19 protein-coding genes are annotated in these 20935 nt (G+C 69.9%); 16 read left to right on the forward strand and 3 right to left on the reverse strand.

Going from position 1 to position 20935, the window contains the following annotated elements; translation table 11 throughout:
• Positions 1-27: 27 nt before the first annotated feature.
• The 10 genes from HJG44_RS00335 to ligA all read left to right on the forward strand — a co-directional run bounded on the left by HJG44_RS00335 (position 28) and on the right by ligA (position 11899).
• Complete coding sequence (locus tag HJG44_RS00335; RefSeq protein ID WP_171216376.1) at positions 28-294, forward strand: AbrB/MazE/SpoVT family DNA-binding domain-containing protein; 267 nt, start codon at positions 28-30, stop codon at positions 292-294.
• Positions 281-691, forward strand: a complete 411-nt coding sequence (locus HJG44_RS00340) for a PIN domain-containing protein (protein WP_171216377.1) — start codon at positions 281-283, stop codon at positions 689-691. The genes HJG44_RS00335 and HJG44_RS00340 overlap by 14 nt, the downstream gene beginning before the upstream one ends.
• Before the next feature lie 34 nt (positions 692-725).
• Positions 726-1649 (forward strand): D-alanine--D-alanine ligase, encoded by a 924-nt coding sequence (locus HJG44_RS00345; protein WP_171216378.1) that lies wholly within the window; start codon positions 726-728, stop codon positions 1647-1649.
• Positions 1616-2599 (forward strand): cell division protein FtsQ/DivIB, encoded by a 984-nt coding sequence (locus HJG44_RS00350; protein ID WP_171216379.1) that lies wholly within the window; start codon positions 1616-1618, stop codon positions 2597-2599. The genes HJG44_RS00345 and HJG44_RS00350 overlap by 34 nt, the downstream gene beginning before the upstream one ends.
• Positions 2596-3927, forward strand: coding sequence for a cell division protein FtsA (gene ftsA, locus HJG44_RS00355; RefSeq protein ID WP_171216380.1), 1332 nt, complete (start codon positions 2596-2598; stop codon positions 3925-3927). The genes HJG44_RS00350 and ftsA overlap by 4 nt, the downstream gene beginning before the upstream one ends.
• A gap of 70 nt (positions 3928-3997) precedes the next feature.
• Positions 3998-5683 (forward strand): cell division protein FtsZ, encoded by a 1686-nt coding sequence (gene ftsZ / locus HJG44_RS00360; RefSeq protein ID WP_171216381.1) that lies wholly within the window; start codon positions 3998-4000, stop codon positions 5681-5683.
• A 261-nt stretch (positions 5684-5944) separates the two neighbouring features.
• Positions 5945-6892: a UDP-3-O-acyl-N-acetylglucosamine deacetylase gene (gene lpxC / locus HJG44_RS00365; RefSeq protein WP_171216382.1), complete on the forward strand. Its 948-nt coding sequence runs from the start codon at positions 5945-5947 to the stop codon at positions 6890-6892.
• A 151-nt stretch (positions 6893-7043) separates the two neighbouring features.
• Positions 7044-7940: an outer membrane protein assembly factor BamD gene (locus HJG44_RS00370; RefSeq protein ID WP_171216383.1), complete on the forward strand. Its 897-nt coding sequence runs from the start codon at positions 7044-7046 to the stop codon at positions 7938-7940.
• 92 nt (positions 7941-8032) lie between these two features.
• Positions 8033-9766, forward strand: a complete 1734-nt coding sequence (gene recN / locus HJG44_RS00375) for a DNA repair protein RecN (protein WP_171216384.1) — start codon at positions 8033-8035, stop codon at positions 9764-9766.
• A gap of 9 nt (positions 9767-9775) precedes the next feature.
• Entirely contained in the window at positions 9776-11899 is a 2124-nt protein-coding gene (gene ligA, locus HJG44_RS00380) for an NAD-dependent DNA ligase LigA (protein ID WP_171216385.1), read from the forward strand.
• A gap of 21 nt (positions 11900-11920) precedes the next feature.
• On the opposite strand, the gene HJG44_RS00385 is transcribed toward ligA, so the two are convergent.
• Both HJG44_RS00385 and infA read right to left on the reverse strand, forming a co-directional pair.
• A complete protein-coding gene (locus HJG44_RS00385; RefSeq protein WP_171217223.1) occupies positions 11921-13315 on the reverse strand; it encodes a cytochrome P450 in 1395 nt (464 codons plus the stop codon).
• A gap of 85 nt (positions 13316-13400) precedes the next feature.
• Entirely contained in the window at positions 13401-13673 is a 273-nt protein-coding gene (infA, locus tag HJG44_RS00390; protein WP_171216386.1) for a translation initiation factor IF-1, read from the reverse strand.
• Between the two features lie 196 nt (positions 13674-13869).
• Here infA and HJG44_RS00395 point away from each other — a divergent pair, with 196 nt between their 5' ends.
• The 6 genes from HJG44_RS00395 (at position 13870) to HJG44_RS00420 (ending at position 20614) form a co-directional block, all read left to right on the forward strand.
• Entirely contained in the window at positions 13870-14793 is a 924-nt protein-coding gene (locus HJG44_RS00395) for a 50S ribosomal protein L11 methyltransferase (RefSeq protein ID WP_171216387.1), read from the forward strand.
• A 101-nt stretch (positions 14794-14894) separates the two neighbouring features.
• Positions 14895-16652 (forward strand): aminopeptidase P family protein, encoded by a 1758-nt coding sequence (locus HJG44_RS00400; RefSeq protein WP_171217224.1) that lies wholly within the window; start codon positions 14895-14897, stop codon positions 16650-16652.
• Positions 16653-16825: 173 nt separating this feature from the next.
• Positions 16826-17227: a DUF1236 domain-containing protein gene (locus tag HJG44_RS00405; protein WP_171216388.1), complete on the forward strand. Its 402-nt coding sequence runs from the start codon at positions 16826-16828 to the stop codon at positions 17225-17227.
• Positions 17228-17374: 147 nt separating this feature from the next.
• Positions 17375-18535 carry a L,D-transpeptidase family protein gene (locus HJG44_RS00410; protein ID WP_246735980.1) on the forward strand — a complete coding sequence of 387 codons (1161 nt, stop codon included), beginning with the start codon at positions 17375-17377 and terminating at the stop codon, positions 18533-18535.
• 358 nt (positions 18536-18893) lie between these two features.
• The gene (locus HJG44_RS00415; protein ID WP_171216389.1) at positions 18894-19691 is read left to right on the forward strand and encodes an SDR family oxidoreductase; all 798 of its coding nucleotides are present in this window, start codon (positions 18894-18896) and stop codon (positions 19689-19691) included.
• Positions 19692-19822: 131 nt separating this feature from the next.
• The gene (locus HJG44_RS00420; protein ID WP_171216390.1) at positions 19823-20614 is read left to right on the forward strand and encodes a hypothetical protein; all 792 of its coding nucleotides are present in this window, start codon (positions 19823-19825) and stop codon (positions 20612-20614) included.
• A gap of 2 nt (positions 20615-20616) precedes the next feature.
• Here the strand turns inward: HJG44_RS00420 and HJG44_RS00425 are convergent, their stop codons facing one another.
• Complete coding sequence (locus HJG44_RS00425) at positions 20617-20781, reverse strand: hypothetical protein (RefSeq protein WP_171216391.1); 165 nt, start codon at positions 20779-20781, stop codon at positions 20617-20619.
• Between the last annotated feature and the right edge of the window lie 154 nt (positions 20782-20935).

The following is a 20935-nucleotide window of genomic DNA, read 5'->3' on the forward strand; positions in this document are numbered from 1 at the left end:
GCATCAAACGTGTATCCGGAGGCGGTCATGAAGGTCGCACGCTGGGGAAACAGTCTCGCGGTTCGGTTGCCACGCGAAGTGGCAGAAGAGCTTTCCCTCAAGGAGGGCGACGAGATCGAACTGCGGCCTGCGGGCGAGCATAGCTTCGAGGTGGTGCGGGACCGTAGGCGGGAAGAAGCGATGGAACGCATCCGGGCTCTGAGTCGACCGCTTCCGCCTGGGTTTCGCTTCGATCGGGAGGAACTCTACGACACCGCTCGCGGCGGGTTCAGGTTCGAGAATGAAGAAGAATGACTGTTTCCTAGACACGAACATCCTGCTTTACGCATTCACGGAAGGCGACCCGCGAAGCGAACCTGCGAGAGACCTCCTCCTGGGAGGGGGCACGTTCAGCGTGCAGGTCGCGAACGAGTTCGCGGATGTCTCCCGTCGGAAACTGGGCTGGACCTGGAACGACATCGCGGCTGCTCTCGACAGTATCCGTCGTTGCCTGGGAACCCCGCTACCCCTTGATCACGAGACCCATCGCGCAGCACTCGATCTCTCGAGCCGGTACGGGTTCCGCTTCTACGACAGTCTGATCATAGCGTCCGCCAAGCTGATCGGCTGCAGAACGCTCGTGACAGAAGACCTCCAGCATGGGCAGACCGTGGATGGGGTCGAGATTCGCAACCCTTTTCTGCCAGCCTGACGCTGCTCGACGCGAGCCTCGGAGAAGCTGAACCATGTCCAAGCACGTCGCCGTTCTCATGGGCGGCTGGTCGGCCGAGCGCGAGGTGTCGCTCAACACGGGCAGGCCCTGCGCGGCAGCCCTGGAAGAGCGTGGCTATCGGGTGACACCGATCGACGTTCAGCCGGACATCGCGCGCGTGCTGCAGGCCGTGCGGCCCGACGTCGTCTTCAACGCCTTGCACGGGCGCTATGGCGAGGACGGAACGATCCAGGGCCTGCTCGAGCTTCTGCAGATTCCCTACACCCATTCCGGGGTGCTCGCCTCGGCGCTTGCCATGGACAAGCAGAAGGCCAAGGCCGTGATGGCTGCGGCCGGTGTCTCGGTGCCGGAGGGGGTGGTTGTGACGCGGCAGAAGGCCGCCGCCGAGCACGTCCTGCCGCCGCCCTATGTGGTCAAACCCGTTAACGAGGGCTCGTCGGTCGGCGTCATCATCGTGCGCGAGGATCGGTCGCACCCGCCGCAGGAGCTCGGCCGCGAGGACTGGCCCTACGGGGACGAGGTGCTGGTCGAAAAGTTCGTTGCGGGACGGGAGCTTACCTGCGCGGTCATGGGGGACCGCGCGCTCGGCGTGATCGACATCCGGCCGGCCACGGGGCTCTTCTACGACTACGACGCCAAGTATGTCGCAGGCGGCTCTGTCCATGTCCTGCCGGCCGACCTTAAACCGAATATTTACCAACGGGTCCAAGAGTTGGCCTTAACGGCGCATCAAGCACTCGGCTGCCGCGGCGTGAGCCGCGCCGACCTTCGATACGACGACACGCCGGGCGGGACCGGCGCGCTCGTGGTGCTGGAGGTCAATACCCAGCCGGGAATGACGGCAACGTCCTTGGTGCCCGAGATGGCGGCCCATGCGGGCCTCTCGTTCGGTGAGCTTGTGCAATGGATGGTGGAGGACGCGTCCTTGAGCCGCTGACGGCCGGGTACCCCGGCCTCGCGGCCGGCCGTCCGGCGCCCCGTCCCGGACAGAGCCGCTTCAAGCGCGTCCCCGTCTTCCTCCCCCGCCTTCCCGTTCTCCGCCGCAAGCGCCGGTCCTTCGTGGCCGTGCCGCTGGCGCGGCGTATCCCGCGCCTCACCGGCACGGTGCTCATCCTCGCCTTCTTCGGCGCGACCGGCTTCTACGGCCTCGTGCTCGGCGGGCAGTACGACGCCCTGCGCGCGCAGTACGGCGAACCCCGCGACATCCTGGCCCGCATCGTCGGCTTCGGCCTGGAGAAGGTCACGATCTCCGGCATCGCCCAGCTTTCCGAACGCGAGGTGCTGACGATCGGCGGCATCAATCCGCGCCTGTCGCTGCCATTCCTGAGCGCCGCCGAGATCCGCGAGCGTCTGGAGCGCACGCCGCTCGTGAAGAGCGCGGTGGTGCGCAAGCTCTACCCGAACGAGCTCGCGATCACGCTGGTCGAGCGCGAGCCCTACGCGCTCTGGCAGATGAACGGCGAGCTCTTCGTGATCTCCGCCGACGGGACGGTCATCGACCGGATGAGGGATCCGCGCTTCGCGTCGCTGCCGCTCGTCGTGGGTGACCAGGCGAACAAGCGCGCGGCCTCCTATGTCGCGCTGCTCGAGGCGGCGGGCCCGCTCCGGTCGCAGATCCGTGCCGGCATGCTGGTCTCCGGCCGGCGCTGGACGCTGAAGATGGAGAACGGCGTCGACGTGAAGCTGCCGGAGGACGACGCGCCGGCGGCCATCGCCCGGCTCGCGCGTCTCGCGCGCGAGCAGCACATCCTGGACAAGGACGTGCTCGCGCTCGACTTCCGCCTGGCCGACCGCGTCGTGGCCCGGCTCACGGAAGAGGCCGCGGCGGCCAGAGCCGAGCTCGTCAAGAAGCGGCCTCAGCGCGGCACCAAGGGAGCCGAGATTTGAGCCTGCGCGACCACGGACTGACGCCGCGCCTCAAGCCGCTGTCCACGCGAAAGAGCGCGACCCTCTCGATCCTCGATATCGGGACGAGCAAGATCGTGTGCCTCGTGGCCGAGCTCCGCCCGGTCACGGGGGGCGAGGCCTTGCGCGGGCGCACCCATCTCGCCCGCGTCATCGGGATCGGACATCAGCGCTCGCTCGGGCTGAAGGGCGGCGCTGTCGTCGATCTGGAGGCGGCGGAAACCTCCATCCGTCAGGCCATCCACGCGGCCGAGCGCATGGCCCGGGTCGAGATCCAGTCCGTCATCGTCAACCTGACGGGCGGGCGCCTCGCCTCGCATCACTTCGAGGCGAGCGTTCCGATCCGCGGCGGCATGGTGAGCGCGGCCGACATCCATCGCGTGCTGGAGACGGCGAGCGCCCATACGCTGCGGCCCGGGCGTTCCGTGCTGCATGCGCTGCCGACGGGCTTCTCGCTCGACAGCCAGCGCAACGTCGTCGAGCCGGCCGGCATGATCGGCGAGACGCTCGGCGTCGACCTGCACGTCGTCACGGCCGAATCCGCCGCGGCCCGCAACCTGATGCTGGCCGTCGAACGCAGCCATCTGGGCGTCGAGGCGGTCGTCGCGACGCCCTACGCCTCGGCGCTCTCCGCCCTGGTCGACGACGAGGCCGACATGGGCTGCGCCGTGATCGACATGGGGGGCGGCACGACCTCGGTCGGGGTCTTCGCCAGCGGCCATCTCGTCCACACGGACGCCGTGGCGGTCGGCGGTCACCACGTCACGATGGACATCGCGCGCGGCCTCACCACGCGCGTCTCCGCGGCCGAGCGGCTGAAGACGCTCTACGGCGCGGCGATCTCCTCGCCCTCCGACGAGCGGGACATGGTCGCGGTCCCGCAGGTCGAGGACGACGACGAGCGCGAGGTCGCCCATCACGTCCCGAAGGCGCAGCTCGTGCGCATCATCCGGCCGCGCATCGAGGAGATCCTGGAGCTCATGCGCGACCGTCTGCGCAACGCCGGCTTCGCCGCCCAGGCCGGCCGCCGCGTCGTGCTGACGGGCGGCGCGAGCCAGCTCGTCGGCCTTCCCGAGGTCGCCCGGCGCATCCTGCAGGGGCAGGTGCGGGTCGGTCGGCCGCTCGGCATCAAGGGCCTGCCGGAAGCCGCGCGCGGCCCCGCCTTCTCGGCGGCAGTCGGGCTCCTCGTCTACCCGCAGGTCGCGCATATCGAGCACTTCGAGCCAAAGGGGCAGGGCCTCTTCGCGGGCGGAGGGCCGGAGGGCGGATACCTGTCCCGGGTGGGGCGCTGGATCCGGGAAAGTTTCTGAACGCCGCCAAGGCGACGACGCCGCGGCGCACCAACGGGGCCAACGAGAGAGGCCAAGAGAGGGCGAGGTCATGATCAATCTGCAAGCCCCGGACATCCGGGAACTCAAGCCACGGATCACTGTGTTCGGGGTCGGGGGCGCCGGCGGCAACGCCGTGAACAACATGATCGATTCCGGCCTGATGGGCTGCGAGTTCGTCTGCGCCAACACCGATGCCCAGGCCCTCACGTCCTCCCGCTGCGAGCGCATCATCCAGATGGGCGTGGGCGTCACGCAGGGCCTCGGCGCCGGCTCTCAGCCGGAAGTCGGCCGTGCCGCAGCCGAAGAGGTGCTGGACGAGATCCGCGACCAGCTCTCCGGCGCGCACATGGCCTTCATCACGGCCGGCATGGGCGGCGGCACGGGCAGCGGCGCCGCGCCCGTGATCGCGCGGGCCGCGCGCGACATGGGCATCCTGACCGTCGGCGTGGTGACCAAGCCGTTCCAGTTCGAAGGCCAGCGCCGGATGCGCATCGCCGAGGCGGCGGTCAACGAGCTGCAGCAATGCGTCGACACGCTCATCGTGATCCCGAACCAGAACCTGTTCCGGGTCGCCAACGAGAAGACGACCTTCGCGGACGCCTTCGCCATGGCCGACCAGGTGCTCTATTCGGGCGTCGCCTGCATCACCGATCTCATGGTGAAGGAGGGCCTCATCAATCTCGACTTCGCCGACGTGCGCGCGATCATGCGCTCCATGGGCAAGGCCATGATGGGCACCGGCGAGGCATCGGGCGAGAAGCGCGCGAACCGGGCCGCTGAGGCCGCGATCGCCAACCCGCTCCTCGACGACGTGTCGATGAAGGGCGCGCGGGGCCTGCTGATCTCGATCACGGGCGGCCGCGACATGACGCTCTACGAGCTCGACGAGGCCGCGACCCGCATCCGCGAGGAGGTCGATCCGGACGCGAACATTATACTCGGCGCGACCTTCGACGAGAGCCTGGAAGGCTCGATCCGGGTCTCCGTCGTGGCGACCGGGATCGACCAGCCGGCGCTCGCCGAGTCACCGATCTCGGCCACCGAGCAGCGCATCGCCGAGGTCGCCGAGCGGCTCCGCGCGGAGGCGCGCGCCAGGGCGACGCAGATCGGTGCCGCGCCGCGTGCACCGGAGCCCGCCCCGGCCCCCGCCGCGGTCGAGACCGCGCCCGCCGTGGCCCGCGCGGCCGAGATCGTGAAGCAGGCAGCCGAGCCGGCCCCGGCCGTCGTGCGCGAGGACGTGGTGCTCACCCCCGCGCAGGCGAAGGGCGCGAGCTTCGAGACCTTCGCCGAGCCGGAGACGCAGCCCGAGCCGGATGCGGCGCCGCCCTCATCGTTCATCCCGCCCGCGCCCGAGCGCGCGATGCGCCCGGCCCGCATGCCGCGGGTGGAGGACCTTCCCGTCCCGGCGCAGAAGCAGCTCCGCGCCGCGCGGGGCGACGGCGAGGCGGCCGCCAACGAGCGCAAGTCGCTGCTCCAGCGGCTAGCGACGGTCGGCTTCGGCCGCCGCGACGAGGGAACGCCGGCCCCGGTTCCGGCCGAGCCCGCCCCGGTGGCTGCGGCCGAGCCGGCGCCGCGTCCGGTCGTTCCGGCCGAGTATGCCCGCCGGCAGGCCCCGGCTCCCGCCTACGCTCCCGCCAGGGGCAATCTCGACCGGCAGGGCCGGCCCGCTCCGGCACCACGCCCCAGCGAGGACGACCACCTGGAGATCCCGGCCTTCCTTCGGCGTTCGAGCTGAAGGACCCTCTCTCCCCTGCAGCCCCGGACGGAAACGTCCGGGGCTCTTTCGTTACGGATGTGTGTAACAGAGCGTAAGAAAGCGTGATTTGGCGTCGAGTCCCGCCCTAACTAAGGTGCCGCCACGTCAAGAGTAACGCGGACAGCGCGCCCCAGTGTTCAAGCGGGCGCCGTCCCGGTGGGGCAACAGCAGCGGGCGAGATCCGGTGAGCGGCGGGACGAGTTGGTCACGCGCCGATGGAATTCGGCCCGAGGTGAACGAATGAAGCAAAGTCAACAGGCCACGCTCGCAGCGCCGGTGTCACTGTCCGGCATCGGCGTGCACTCGGGCAAGCCGGTCAATCTTCACCTCCACCCCGCCCAGCCCAACCACGGCATCGTCTTTCTGCGCACCGGGTTGCCGGGTGGCGATGACCGCCTGATCGACGCCCGGAGCCTCGAGGTCACGGCGACCGAGCTCTGCACCGTGGTGGGCGATCGGGAGACGGGAGCGGTCGCCACCATCGAGCATCTGATGTCCTGCCTCCGCGGTCTGGGCATCGACAACCTCCTGGTCGAGATCGACGGTCCCGAGGTCCCGATCTTCGACGGCAGCGCCCAGGCCTTCGTCGAGGCGATCGACTCCGTCGGCGTCGTGCAGGCCCGCGCGGCACGCAAGCAGCTGAAGGTGCTCCGCACCGTACGTGTCGAGCTCGGTATCGGCTGGGCCGAGCTCCGCCCGAATTCCCGCGGCTTCCAGGTCGATGTCGAGATCAAGTTCGACAATCCCGTGATCGGCCGTCAGCGCAAGGTGATCGATCTCTCGCCCGCCGCCTATCGTCGGGAGATCGCCCGGGCCCGCACCTTCGGGTTCATCGGCGACGTCGAGAAGCTCTGGAAGGCCGGCTTTGCGCTCGGCGCCTCGCTCGACAACACCGTCGCCATCGGCGAGGGCAGGGTCATCAACCCGGAGGGGCTCCGCTTCGCCGACGAGTTCGTCCGCCACAAGATGCTGGACGCCATCGGCGATCTCGCGCTTGCCGGCTATCCGATCCTCGGCACCTATAAGTCCTTCTGCGGCGGCCACCGCCTCAATATCGCCGTCTTGAAAGAGCTACTTTCCGACCGGGCGAATTACGCGATCGTGGACGGTGAGACACGGCGCGAGGCGGGGCATGCGGAGATCGCGAGCGGCGTGGCCGTTCCGGCTTTCGCGCCCGACGTGCACTAGCTCCCCTCCTGGGCTGACCCGAACCGGGCTGTGGCCCGGAAGCAGCGCTTCCCGGCTTTCCGGACGCGACGGCTTGGAGCGGGCTGCCAGACTCGTGTAAACAGCCCGAGCAGTGCCGCGGTTCCGTTGAACGCCAGAGGATTTCTCGAGCATGTCACTCGACTTCGCCGTCACGGCGCGTGATGCGCGCGCCGCCATGCGGGCGGTGGCCGTCGTGGCCGGCGCCCTGACGCTTGCCGGCTGCGATACGCTCGCCTCGCTCAATCCCTTCGACCAGGGCGAGAAATACGAGATGAAGATCGTGCCGGACGTCCCGGCCGAGAAGATCTACGACGACGGCCTCGGTCGCATGAAGAGCAGCGACCACGAGGGCGCCGCCAAGAAATTCGCCCAGCTCAGCAAGAACTATCCCTATTCCGAATGGGCGCGGCGCGGCCTCATCATGGAGGCCTATGCCAATTACGAGGCACAGAAGTGGGAGGATGCGATCACCGCGTCCAGGAGCTATCTGTCCAAGTATCCGAACACCAAGGATGCTGCCTACGCGCAGTATCTCCTTGCCATGTCGAACTACAACCAGATCCCGGACGTGACCCGCGACCAGGAGCGCTCGGAAAAGGCGCTCGCGGCCCTGCAGGAGCTGGTCCAGAAGTATCCGGACTCCGAATATGTCTCGGACGCGCGCAACCGCATCCAGATCGCGCGGGACCAGCTCGCCGGCAAGGAGATGGAGGTCGGCCGCTACTACCTCGAGAAGCGCAACTTCCCGGCGGCGATCAATCGCTTCCGCGAGGTCGTCTCGAAGTACCAGACCACCCGGCACGTCGAGGAGGCGCTCGAACGCCTGACCGAGGCCTACATGGCGCTCGGCATCACGCAGGAAGCCCAGACTGCCGCCGCCGTGCTCGGCCACAACTTCCCGGACAGCCCCTGGTACAAGGACGCCTACGCGCTTCTGCAGAGCGGCGGCCTCGAGCCGCGCGAGGAAAGCCAGTCCTGGATCAGCCGCGCCTTCCGCGGCCTGAGGACGGCCGCGCTCGGTCAGTAGGCGCCGAACGACCGGCGCGGGCTCGGTCCGCGCCGTGCTTGCCTCGAAGACGGTTCCCATTTCGTTCTTATCGCGCTAGGCTCCCGTCCGGCATGCTCGCGGAGCTCCTGATCCGGGACATCGTCCTGATCGACCGGCTGGATCTCCGGTTTCCGGCCGGCCTCTCCGTGCTGACCGGCGAGACCGGTGCGGGCAAGTCGATCCTGCTCGATGCCGTGTCGCTGGCGCTCGGCGGGCGCGGCGACGGCGCGCTCGTCCGCCAGGGCGAGGCCCGCGGCCAGGTCACGGCCGTATTCGACGTCCCGGCGGACCATCCCGCGCGCGCTCTCGCCCGCCTTGCCGAGATCGACGCCGACGGCGACCTGATCCTCCGCCGCATTCAGTTCGCCGACGGGCGCACGCGGGCGCTGATCAACGACCAGCCGGTGAGCGTCCAGGCGCTGCGCGCGATCGGCGCGACCCTCGTCGAAATCCACGGCCAGCACGACGACCGCGCCATGGTCGATCCGGCGACCCACCGCGACATCCTGGACGCCTATGCGGGCCTGCAGGGACAGGCCCGCCAGGTTGCGGATGCGGCCCGCCGCCTTCGCGAGCTGCGCAGCGAGGTCGCCGCGCACGAATCCCGCCTCGACGCGATCCGGCGCGAGGCCGAGTACCTGTCCCACGCCCATGCGGAGCTGACCGAGCTCGACCCGCAGCCCGGCGAGGAGGAGAGCCTGACCGAGCGGCGGCAGGTGATGATGCAGTCGGAGAAGATCGCGGCCGATCTCACGGGCGCGCTGGAGACGGTTGCCGGCAGCGCATCGCCCGTGCCGGCGATCTCCGCCGTCCTGCGCAAGTTCGAGCGGCGCAGCGGCCAGCTCGGGACCCTGCTCGACCCTTCGATCGCGGCCCTGAATGCCGTCCTTCTCGCGCTCGACGAGGCACGGACTGCGATCGAGGAGACCATCCGGGCGACGGAGTTCGATCCCGGCGAGCTGGAGCGCACGGAGGAGCGTCTGTTCAAGCTCCGCGCAGCCTCCCGCAAATTCTCCGTTCCCGCCGACGAGCTGCCGGCTCTGCGTGAGCGCTTCGCGGCCGATCTCGCGGCGATCGATGCCGGCGAGGAAGAGCTCACCCGGCTGCGCCGGCAGCTTGCCGAGGCGGACCGCGCCTATGCGGCGGCGGCCCAGGCGCTGTCGGAGGGCCGCCACGCGGCGGCGGCCGCGCTCGACGACGCCGTCGCGCGCGAACTCGCGCCGCTCAAGCTGGAGCGCGCCCGGTTCATCACCAAGGTCGAGACGGATGCTTCATCCCGCGATTCCGCCGGCTACGACCGCGTCGAGTTCTGGGCCCAGACGAATCCCGGCACCCGGCCGGGACCGGTCATGAAGGTCGCGTCCGGAGGCGAGCTCTCGCGCTTCATCCTGGCCCTGAAGGTCGTGCTCGCCGATCGCGGCTCGGCACCGACCCTCGTCTTCGACGAGGTCGATACGGGGGTGGGCGGCGCCGTGTCCGACGCGATCGGACAGCGGCTGGCGCGGCTCGCCGAGCGGGTCCAGGTCATGGCCGTGACGCATGCTCCGCAGGTGGCGGCGCGCGCCTCCAGCCACTTCCTGATCGTGAAGGAGCCGGTTCCCGAGAGCGAGCGGGTCGCGACGCGGGTCGCGGCGCTCGCTCCCACGCATCGCCGCGAGGAGATCGCCCGCATGCTGGCCGGCGCCTCCGTCACGGACGAGGCGCGCGCGGCGGCGCACAAGCTGATCGAGGCGGCCGCCGCCGCCGCGGCATCGCCCGCGGCCGGCCACAAGCGACGCGTTGGTCGGCCGAGCCTTTCCGGCTAGAGCCGCGCAATGGCCAGGCGTCGCGTCTCCGAAATCCCTGTCGAAGAGCTCGGAGCCGGAGAGGCGGCCCGCGAATATCGGCGTCTCGGCGAGGAGATCGCCGCGCATGACCGCCGCTACTACCAGGACGATGCGCCGACGATCACGGACGCGGACTACGATGCGCTCCGCCTCCGCTATGAAGCGATCGAGGCGCGGTTTCCCCAGTTCGCCGATGGCGGGAGCCTGACGCGCACCGTCGGCGCCGCTCCGTCCGAGAAATTCGCCAAGCGTCGGCATGCCGTGCCGATGCTGTCGCTCGGAAAGGCCTATACGGACGAGGAAGTTGCGGAATTCGTCGCGCGCGTGCGCCGCTTCCTGCGCCTCGCCGAGGATGCGCCGCTGGACTTCACGGCCGAGCCGAAGGTCGACGGGCTGTCGCTAAGCCTGCGCTACGAGGCGGGCGAGCTCGTCGCTGCGACGACGCGCGGCGACGGGACCGAGGGCGAGGACGTCACCCCGAACGCCCGGACCGTCAAGGACATCCCCCATCGGCTGAAGGCCGCAAGCCCGCCGGCTGTCTTCGAGGTCCGGGGCGAGATCTACCTGACGCATGCCGATTTCGCGCTCATCAACGAGCGCCAGGTCGCCGCCGGCAAGCCGCCCATCGCCAATCCACGCAACGGCGCCGCCGGCAGCCTGCGCCAGCTCGATCCGAGCGTGACGGCCTCGCGCCCGCTCCGCTTCCTCGCCTATGGCTGGGGCGAGGTCAGCGCGATGCCTGCGCGCACCCAGAGCGGGATGATCGCGGCCCTGGCCGAGCTCGGCTTCCGCACCAATCCGCTCATGCGGCTCTGCCGCACCCCCGGTGAGATGCTGGAGCAGTACCGGCTGATCGAGGCTGAGCGCGCGACGCTCGGCTACGACATCGACGGCGTCGTCTACAAGGTCGACGACATCGCCCTTCAGGAGCGGCTCGGCGCGGTGTCGCGCGAGCCGCGCTGGGCGCTGGCGCACAAGTTCTCGGCCGAGAAGGCGACCACGATCGTGGACGCGATCGAGATCCAGGTCGGCCGCACCGGCGCGCTCACGCCCGTGGCGAAGCTCCGCCCCGTCACGGTCGGCGGGGTCGTGGTCTCGAACGCGACGCTTCACAACGAGGAGGAGATCCTCCGCAAGGACGTGCGGGTCGGCGACACGGTCACCATCCAGCGGGCCGGCGATGTCATTCCCCAGGTGCTCGGGGTCGATCTCGACAAGCGGCCGGAGGGCTCGAGGCCCTACGAGTTCCCGATCACCTGCCCGGCCTGCGGCTCGAGCGCCGTCCGCGAAACCAATCCGCGGACGGGCCGGCTCGATGCGGTCCGCCGCTGCACGGGCGGGCTCGTCTGCCCGGCGCAGGCTGTGGAACGGCTGAAGCACTTCGTGTCGCGCAACGCCTTCGACATCGAGGGGCTCGGGGGCCAGCGCATCGACGAGTTCTACCGCGAGGGCCTCGTCACGCGCCCGGGCGACATCTTCACCCTCGCCGAGCGGGACCGGCGCAGCCTGACCAAGCTCGAGAATCGGGAAGGGTGGGGCCGCACGAGCGCGCAGAACCTCTTCGCCGCGATCGAGGCGCGGCGCCGCATCGGCCTCGACCGCTTCATCTTCGCTCTCGGCATCCGCCATGTCGGCGAGACCAATGCCCGGCTCCTCGCGCGCCATTTCGGCAGCTTCGAGGCGTTGCGAGAGGTCGGCCGTCGCGCCGCCGCCGGGGATGCCGAGGCGATGGCTGAACTCACTGCCATCGGCGGGGTGGGGGAGGTCGTGGCGGAGGCGCTCGTCGACTTCTTCCGCGAGGCGCACAACGAGGAAATGCTCGACGAGCTTCTTGCCCAGGTGACCCCCGTGCCCCTGGAAGCCGTGTCGAGCGACAGTCCGGTCGCCGGTAAGACCGTGGTCTTCACCGGATCGCTGGAGCGGATCACGCGCGAGGAGGCGAAGACCATGGCCGAGCGGCTCGGGGCCAAGGTCGCGGGCTCCGTCTCGGCGAAGACGGATATCGTCGTGGCCGGCCCGGGGGCCGGCTCGAAGCTGAAGAAGGCGGCCGAGCTCGGCCTGCAGGTCATGGACGAGGAGGGCTGGTTCCGGCTCGTGGGCGGGCAGGAATGACGCCCGCGGACGACCGCACCATCAGCCGCCTCGGCCCTGCCGGCGCGCGACGCGCATCGGCAGCCCGGTCCCGGGACGCAGCGTGATGCGGAGCTTGAGGTCTGGGTCGCGCCCGCTCGCCCGGGACAGGCGCACCACCGGCAGCAGAACCGCGAGGATCGCGGCAGCTTCCAGCAGGGCGAAGCTCATGCCGATGCAGATGCGCGGGCCGGCCCCGAAGGGCAGGTAGGCGTAGCGGTGCCGCGCCTTCACGACCGAGGGCACGAAGCGTTCGGGATCGAAGCGATCCGGCTCGTCCCAGAGCCGGACATGGCGGTGGATGGCGTAGACCGGGACATAGACCGAAGTGCCCGCCGGGATACGCTCACCGGCGAGTACAAGATCCTCCTGCGCCGCGCGCACCACGATCGGAGCCGGCGGGTAGAGCCGCATCGCCTCCTGCAGCACTTGGCGCGTATAGGCGAGCTGTTCGACATGTTCCGGCCGCAGCGGACCGCCGGCAGTCACCGTCGCGACCTCCGCGACGACCCTGTCCGCGATCTCGGGGTGAAGGTCGAGCAGATAGAAGGTCCAGGTGAGCGCAAGCGCGGTCGTTTCGTGCCCGGCCGTGATGAAGGTCAGGAGGTTGTCCGCGAGATCCTGGTCGCTCATGGCGCGGTCGGTCTCCGGATCGCGTGCCTCCAGCAGAAGCCCGATCAGGTCCGACCGCCGTTCGCCTGAATGGCGCCGGGCAGCCACGATCCGCAGAACTTCCTCGCGCAGGTAGTCGCGCGCCCGTTCCGCCCGCCCGCGGCCGGGATAGGGTACCCAGCGCGGCGCGCGCAGCAGCGCGAGCGCCACGGTCCAGCTGGTGGATTCGAGATAGTCGGTGATGCCGCGCTCCACGCGGCCAGCGTCGATGCCGGCGCGGCCCGACAGCATCGTCTCCACGATGATGTCGAAGGTCGTGTGCATCATCTCGTGCGCGACATCGACCGTGCCGCCCGCGATGGACAGCCAGGCGTCCCGCCGGCGCTCGGCGGCCGCGATCATCTCGCCGACGAAGCCGAGGATGCGCTCGTGCCGGAAGATGGGTGCCGCCGCCCTGCGCTGCCATCGCCAGCGCTCGCCGTCGGCGGTCAGCAAACCCTCCCCGAGCGCAGGTTCCAGCGATCGCAGCATCGCTTCGGACTTGGTGAACTTTGCCGCCTCGTCGACGAGCACCGTCCGGACGAGATCCGGGTCCATGACGAAGACCGTGTCGCGACTGAGCAGCCGGCGGCGATAGAGCGGCTCCTCGTAGACCGCCTGCGGCCAGACCTCGATCGGATTGCGGATCACCGTCCGCAGCAGCTTCAGGGCCGGCAGCGCATCGTGGGGCGGTGCGACCCGGACCGGCCGGGGAGAAGCATGGTGCTGTATCGAAGGCGCGATCATCATTCCGTCCTGCTCGGGACGGACATGAGAACGCGTGTCGCGAAAGGGAAGGCGGGACAGGGTCGCGCCGGGCGACCCCGGCAACTCAGCGGCGGCGGAACTGCGGCCGCTGGCCGGGCCGGGGCGCGGTCGGGCCGGCGTCCTTGTGGCGGAAGATCAGGCGTCCCTTGTCCAGATCGTAAGGCGACATCTCGACAGTCACGCGGTCGCCGGCAAGCGTCTTGATCCGGTTCTTCTTCATCTTGCCCGCGGTATACGCGATGATCTCGTGTCCGCTGTCCAGCTGAACGCGGAAGCGCGTGTCGGGCAGAGCCTCGAGCACGAGGCCCTCGAACTGGATCAATTCCTCTTTCGCCATAAGCTACCTTGTCCTGACTGCGCCCGCCGCGATGCGCTGAGGCGCGCTCATAGCCGAGAACGCGCCGCTTCGGAACGGCTTTGTGCCGCAAAGACGGCAAGGCGACCAATGTTCGTGTTGAAGTGGTGCCGTTTCCGCCGTCATGCAAGCGCGCGGGTGTCTGGCCCGGCCCGGGTCGCAATGGTAAGGCGCCGCCATGCTCGAGGGCCTTCCCCCGCACCAGCCGACCCGCGTCATGCGGCTCGTCACCGACGAGCGCCGGGCCAAGGCGCTGACGGAACTCCTCGGCGAGGTGTTCGACCCGGCCGAGACGGCGGTCGCGGCCTTCGAGACGGAGGACGGCAGGACCTGGCTGCTGGAGGCCTACTTCGCCGAGCCGCCGGACGAGGACGCGATCCGGGACCTCGCGCGCCCGGTCGTGGGCGACGCCGTCGAGAGCGCGACCTTCGACACGCTCGGCCGCAAGGACTGGGTGAAGGCCTCGCTGGAAGGGCTCAAGCCGGTGCGGGCCTGGCGCTTCCTGGTCCACGGCGCGCATGACCGCCCCGCCGTACGGCCGAACGATCTTGCCATCGAGATCGAGGCGGCGCTCGCCTTCGGGACCGGGCATCACGGCACGACGCGTGGCTGCCTCCTGGCCCTCGCGGCCGAGCTGAAGCGCCGCCGCCCGCGCGCCATGCTCGATGTGGGCACGGGGACCGGGATCCTCGCCTTCGCGGCCGCCAAGGCGCTGAAGGGGCGCGTGGTGGCGGGCGACATCGACCCGGAGGCCATCCGGGTCGCGCGCGGGAATGCGCGGCTGAACGGGATCGCGCCCCACCTCTCCTTCTACGTGGCGCCGGGCGTGAAGCACCCGCTCGCGGACCGGCGCGGCCGTTTCGATCTCGTGACCGCGAACATCCTGGCCGGGCCGCTGCGCCGCCTCGCGCCGTCGATCGCGCGCGTGCTCTCCGCCGACGGCACGCTCATCCTCTCCGGGCTTCTCGTGCGTGACGTGCCGGGCGTGCTTGCCGCCTATGCCGCCCAGCATCTCCACCTGCGGTCGCGCTCCGTGCTGGAGGGCTGGGCGACGCTCGTCCTCCGCCGCCGCGGCGCGGCGCCAAGCCCGCTGACCCGGTGAGAGGCCGTCTCGCGCAGCCCCTGCCTCCCGTCAGACCTAAGGGCGCATAAGTGGCACTGTTCCAAAGCTTCGAGGATCTCGCCGATCCGTCCCAAGGCACCATGCGGATCCCGCTGCTCCGGGCGGAGCTCGCCCGACGGGGCCTGGACGGCTTCGTCGTGCCCCGCGCCGACGAGCACCAGTCGGAATACGTGCCGGCCAATGCCGAGCGCCTGTCCTGGCTGACCGGCTTCACCGGATCCGCGGGGACCGCCGTGATCCTTGCCGGGAAGGCGGCTCTCGTGGTCGACGGCCGCTACACGCTGCAGGCGGCCGCGCAGGTCGACACGAGCCTGATCGAGATCGTTCCGCTGGCGGAGACCTCCGCCGAGGCCTGGATCGAGGCCCAGCTCGGCCAGGGCGGCGTGCTCGGCTACGATCCGTGGCTGCACACCGCAAAGGGCGTCGAGGCGCTCCGGAAGGCGGCCGGCCGCCTGGTCGCGACCGACGGCAACCCGATCGACGCGATCTGGGCCGACCGCCCGGCGCCGCCGCGCGCCCCGGTCACGATCCGCGCCCCGGAACTCGCCGGCGAGAGCGCGGAGGCGAAGCTCGGCCGGGTGCGGGAGAAGCTCGATAGGGAGCGCGTCCAGGCGCTCGTCGTCTCGGACCCGCATAACCTCGCCTGGGCCTTCAACCTGCGCGGCGGCGACGTGGCGCATACGCCGCTGGCGCTCGGCTACGCGGTCGTGCCGGCGGAGGGGCGGCCGATTCTGTTCCTCGATCCAGCCAAGCTCAGCAACGAGGGGGGTGACGTGCTCGGCCGGCTTGCGGACCTGGCCCCGCCGGAGACGCTCGGCCCGAGCCTGGAGAAGCTCGGTGCAGCCGGCGCGACCGTGCGCTTCGACCAGGCGACCGCGGCCTCCGCCCTGGTCGAGCGGCTGCGGGAGGCCGGGGGCTTCCCCGACATCGGGTCGGACCCGATCACCCTGATGAAGGCGGTCAAGAACCCCGCCGAGATCGCGGGCACCCGGACCGCGCATCTGCGGGACGGGGCGGCCGTGACGCGCTTCCTCCATTGGATCGAGCGCGAGGCGCGGAGCGGCCGCGTCTCCGAGATCGGCGCGGCGGAGAAGCTGGAATCGTTCCGGGCGGAGACCGGCGCCCTGAAGGACGTCTCCTTCCCCACCATCTCCGGCTCGGGTCCGAACGGCGCGATCGTCCATTACCGCGTCACCCGCAGCACGGACCGCCGCCTCGCGCCCGGCGAGCTCTATCTGTGCGATTCAGGCGCCCAGTACGAGGAGGGTACGACCGACATCACCCGCACGGTCGCGATCGGCGAACCCACGGCCGAGATGCGGGACCGGTTCACGCGCGTGCTGAAGGGGCATATCGCGATCGCGACGGCGCTGTTCCCGAAGGGCACCTCGGGCGCGCAGCTCGACGCCTTCGCGCGCCGACCGCTCTGGGAGGCGGGGCTCGATTTCGATCACGGCACGGGCCACGGAGTCGGGGCCTACCTGTCCGTGCACGAGGGTCCGCAGCGCATCTCCAAGCTCGGGCACACGACGCTGGAACCGGGCATGATCCTGTCCAACGAGCCCGGCTACTACAAGACCGGCGGCTACGGGATCCGGATCGAGAACCTGATCCTGGTAGAGGGGCGAGAGGTGCCGGGCGGCGAGCGCCCCATGCTCGGCTTCGAGACGCTGACGCTCGCGCCGATCGACCGGGCGCTCATCGAGCCGCGCCTGCTATCCGAGGCGGAGATCGCCTGGATCGATGCCTACCATGCGCGGGTCCGGCGGGAACTCGCGCCGATTCTGGATGAAGAGACCCGGGCCTGGCTCGGCAACGTCACCCGCCCGCTCGCCTGACCACGAGCGTTCCGGGTCGTGGGCCTTATTCATAAAGTATTCATCTGATGGAAATGCAGACAGTATTTCGACATACTCCAGATGAATGGTCATTCAGGTTGAATCTCGCCGGATTCGCTGACGGAACCTGTGCGAAGGCCGCCGAATTGTCGGCTCATCACAGGAGGTACTCCATGAAGGTACATCACACTCTGCTCGCGGCTGCGCTCGTGCTGACCCCTGTCGCCGCTCAGGCCCAGAGCGGGGCCGCGGCCGGCGCGACCACCGGCGCGGTCACCGGGGCGGTGGTCGGAGGGCCGGTCGGCGCGGCCGTGGGCGCCGGCGTCGGCGCGATCGCCGGCGGCATCGCCGACGAGCAGCGCCCGCGCTTCCGCGAATATGTCGTGCGAGAGGGCCGTCCGTCGTACAGTTATCGCGAGGAGATCCGGGTCGGCGCGACGCTACCCGCCTCGGGCGTGACCTATTACGAAGTCCCGGCCGAGTACGGCGTCAAAGGCTACCGCTACACGGTCGTGAACGATCGGACCGTGCTGGTCGACCCCGGCACCCGCCGGGTGGTGCAGATCATCGACTGAGGTCTCGAAGCTTCCGGCCCCGCCCCGTCGCCTGGGCGGGGCCACCCGACCGACCCCGATCCCGCCTCATTTCGGTGCAATGCGCTTCGGAAGCGGGTAACGCTTGCGCCATAAGCTGCGCAGGCGCGATTCGGGGGCGGGTGCTGCATGGCGCGAGAGGCGACGCGGAAGGTTCTGTGCGCGGCCGCCTTCGCGATAGCGGCCGCCTTGGCTCCGCCGGCTGCGGCCCAGCCCAAACATCTTGCACCGATCCCGGCCGCGACCGTGGCCCTGATGGCTGCGAAGAACACCTCGCCCGGCGCCCCGATCCTGATGCGGGTGTTCAAGAAGGAATCCGAGCTCGAGGTGTGGAAGCAGGCGCGCGACGGCCGCTACGTCCTGCTCAAGACCTTCCCGATCTGCCGCTGGTCCGGCCAGCTCGGGCCGAAGATGCGGGTCGGCGACCGTCAGGCGCCCGAGGGATTCTACACGATCACCCCGCGCCAGATGAATCCGAACTCGGCCTATCATCTCTCCTTCGACACCGGCTTCCCCAACGCCTACGACCGGGCGCGCGGCGCGACGGGCTCGGCGCTCATGGTCCATGGCACCTGCTCGTCGATGGGCTGCTACGCCATGACGGATGCCCAGGTCGGCGAGCTCTTCGCGCTGGCGCGCGAGGCCTTTGCGGGCGGGCAGGCGGCGTTCCAGTTCCATGCCTATCCGTTCCGTATGACGGCGCAGAACATGGCCCGCCACCGGACCGAGCCGCATATCGGCTTCTGGCGCATGCTGAAGGAGGGCTACGACCGCTTCGAGGCCACGGCCGAGGAGCCGTCCGTGTCCGTCGCGGGAGGACGCTACGTCTTCGGGCCGTTCCGGAATCCCGAGCGGGAGGCGCTGGCCCAGGCACGGCTCGCCGAGGAGAGCCGCAAGATCGAGACCCTGATCGCCGATGGGATCGCGGCGATCCGCACGACCTATTCGGACGGCGGCACGCATCCGAGCTTCGCCTCCCTCGCCCGGATGGGCTCGCCCAGGCTCGGCATGGTGTCGCGGCCTGAGGCGCTTGCCTTGGCCGGGCGCGAGATCACGGTCATCCCGGCCCGCAAGGCCCCGCCGCTACCGCCGGTGCTGGTCGCCGGGCTCCGCCCGGCCGAAGCGGCGGCAGAATCCTCCGGGCCGGATGCCATGTCGGTCTTCGTCTTCGCGAGCCTCGGCTACGGCACCGGCGGATCGCCCGCGGCCGCATCGGCACTGATCCCGGGTTCGGCCCGGATCGTCGAGCAGGGCTTCGGCAGGGCCGGCTTCCAGCTCGCCCTTCGCTGAAGGTCACAGACGGCCGGGCATAGGCCGCCCGAAGCAGGGGCGGTAGCTTTCGCCACTAAGGAGGACGCCGGTCGTCCGAGCGAAAGCAAATTCCCGAAACGCCGGCCGCCGGCCTGCCCTCCGTCGGAATTCGAGATCGATATCGGGCCAGTCCGGCCGTCCCATCCGACGGTTCCGAAAGCCCGCAGCAGGCACCACGCGTCAGGGTCGCGGCCGGCGACCGCAACGGCGTTTCGCCGAAGCCACCCCCACCGCCTCCTGACCGAGCCGGCATTGCCGACTTCTAGCGTTGCTGTCCCGAATGGCTGCCCTGAACGTCGAATCGGCCTAGACGCAGCCGAGAGCGGGAGGAGAGCGCTTGGAGATCGCGGGGCGGGTCGTCGTCGTGACGGGCGGAGCGAACGGCATCGGCCGTGCCCTCTGCGAGTGCTTCCACCAGGCCGGCGCCAGGGCGGTGGTTGTGGCCGATCTCGACGGGGCCGGGGCGGAGGCCGTCGCGGCGGAGATTTCCGGCCGCGCCTTCCGCTGCGACGTTTCCCGCGAGGCCGAGCTTCGGCAACTCATCGAGGAAACCGAGCGCGACATCGGCGCGATCGACCTCTTCTGCTCCAATGCCGGGATCGCGCCCGGCTTCGATCCGATCGCCGAGAACGTGGCGGCCGCGCCCGACAGCGAGTGGGAGCGGGGCTTTGCCGTAAACGTCATGGCGCATGTCCGTGCGGCCCGCATCCTCGTGCCGCTCATGCGGGCGCGGGGCGGCGGCTACTTTCTCCAGACGATCTCGGCGGCAGGGCTGCTCTCCCAAGTCGGAAGCGCCATCTACTCGACGAGCAAGCACGCCGCCGTGGGCTTCGCAGAGAGCCTCGCCATCGCGCACCGGGCGCACGGCATCCGCGTCTCCATCCTGTGCCCGCAGGGGGTCGACACGCCGATGCTGCGGGCGCTTCCCGCCGGACCTCAGCGCGACGACGGGGTGCTGAGCACCGAGGAGGTCGCGGCTGCCGCCCTGGCTGGGATCGAGGCGGAGCGCTTCCTCATCCTGCCCCACCCGCAGGTCGCCGAGTACATGCGGCGGAAGGCCGAGAACTACGATCGCTGGATCGGCGGAATGGCCAAGCTGCAGAAAGCCTTGCGGGACGCGGCAGCTCCGGCCTGATCGCGCAGGCGGCCGAATCGCCTGTCTTTGTCGGGATGTGTCAATCCTTGTCTCGGGAGACGATCTCAACTACGCTCTGTTAACCACAGCTTTGTGGAGATGGGTCCGGGCGGCGGCCTGGATGCGGGCGTATGCGTGAGTTCGAGTACCCCCTGGCGAGGGCGAGGCGCATCCGCGCGCGGCGGGCCGTCTTCGGCGGTAGCTCGTCCCTCCTCGTCTGCGCCGCGCTCGCCCTGATCTTCCTCACGCCCGACGAGGGCCGCCGTACGGGATCCTCGCCGTCGCCCGCGCTCGAGGTGGCGCCTGCGCAGGCCATGGCGCCGGCCACCGCTAGGCTTCCGCTTCCGGCCGACCGGGTCATGACGATCGCGCCGGCCATCCTGGAAGGGGGGCAGGCCCCCGATATCTGGTCGACGCCGCTGAAGGCCGAGCCGACTGTCGAGACGGCTGCTCTCAGTCCGGAAATGGCGGTTCCGGCCCTGCCGCAGGCCGAAGAACCGGCGGCCGGCGCGGACACGGAGCCGCCGCGTCTTCTCTTCGAGCACGCGAGCCTCGTCGACCAGCCGGTCGCGATCGAGGGCCGGAACCCGGCCGGCTTGGCGGTGCTAGTTGCGGCATCGGCGCCCGCGCCGCTGACCTTCGCGTCGGTCGCGGGCAGGTGGGCGTCCCACCCTTCCGCCTGTTCCGACCGCAAGGGGCGCAGCGCCTATCTCCCGCTTCTCATCGACGAACGCGGCGCGAAGGCGGGTGGCGCCTCATGCAGCTTCCGCCGGACGGCGCAGGACGGAAACCGCTGGTCCGTGACGGCGGCCTGCGCCGATGCGACCGAGCGCTGGGACGCGCATGTCCGCCTTGTCCTGGCCGGCAACAGGCTGACCTGGTCGAGCGAGCGGGGAACCCAGACCTATACCCGCTGCCGCTAGGGTCAGAACAGCTCGAGGCTGCGCGTCTCTATGGCCAGATAGCCCACGAAACCCAGAAGCGTCAGGGCGATCAGCAGGTTGCAGAGCGCCATCGCGAGCTTCCAGCCGAGCGGATCGGGACTGCCCGCGCCTTCGAGCGCATAGGTTTCGTGTTCCGCCGGGCCCATGCGCCGAGCTAAGCTGCAGACCGCCAGCGGGTCCAGCTCAGGCTTAACGTCTGGTTAATTTCCGACCCTGCAATCCCCCGCTAGGCTTGCGTCGCAGGTCGTACTCGGGTTGCATTCCGGATGTGTCCGGCCGCGGGCTCCGCGCGAAGCGACC

This window comes from Enterovirga aerilata (assembly GCF_013044135.1).
GTDB classification, from domain to species: Bacteria; Pseudomonadota; Alphaproteobacteria; order Rhizobiales; family Beijerinckiaceae; genus Enterovirga; species Enterovirga aerilata.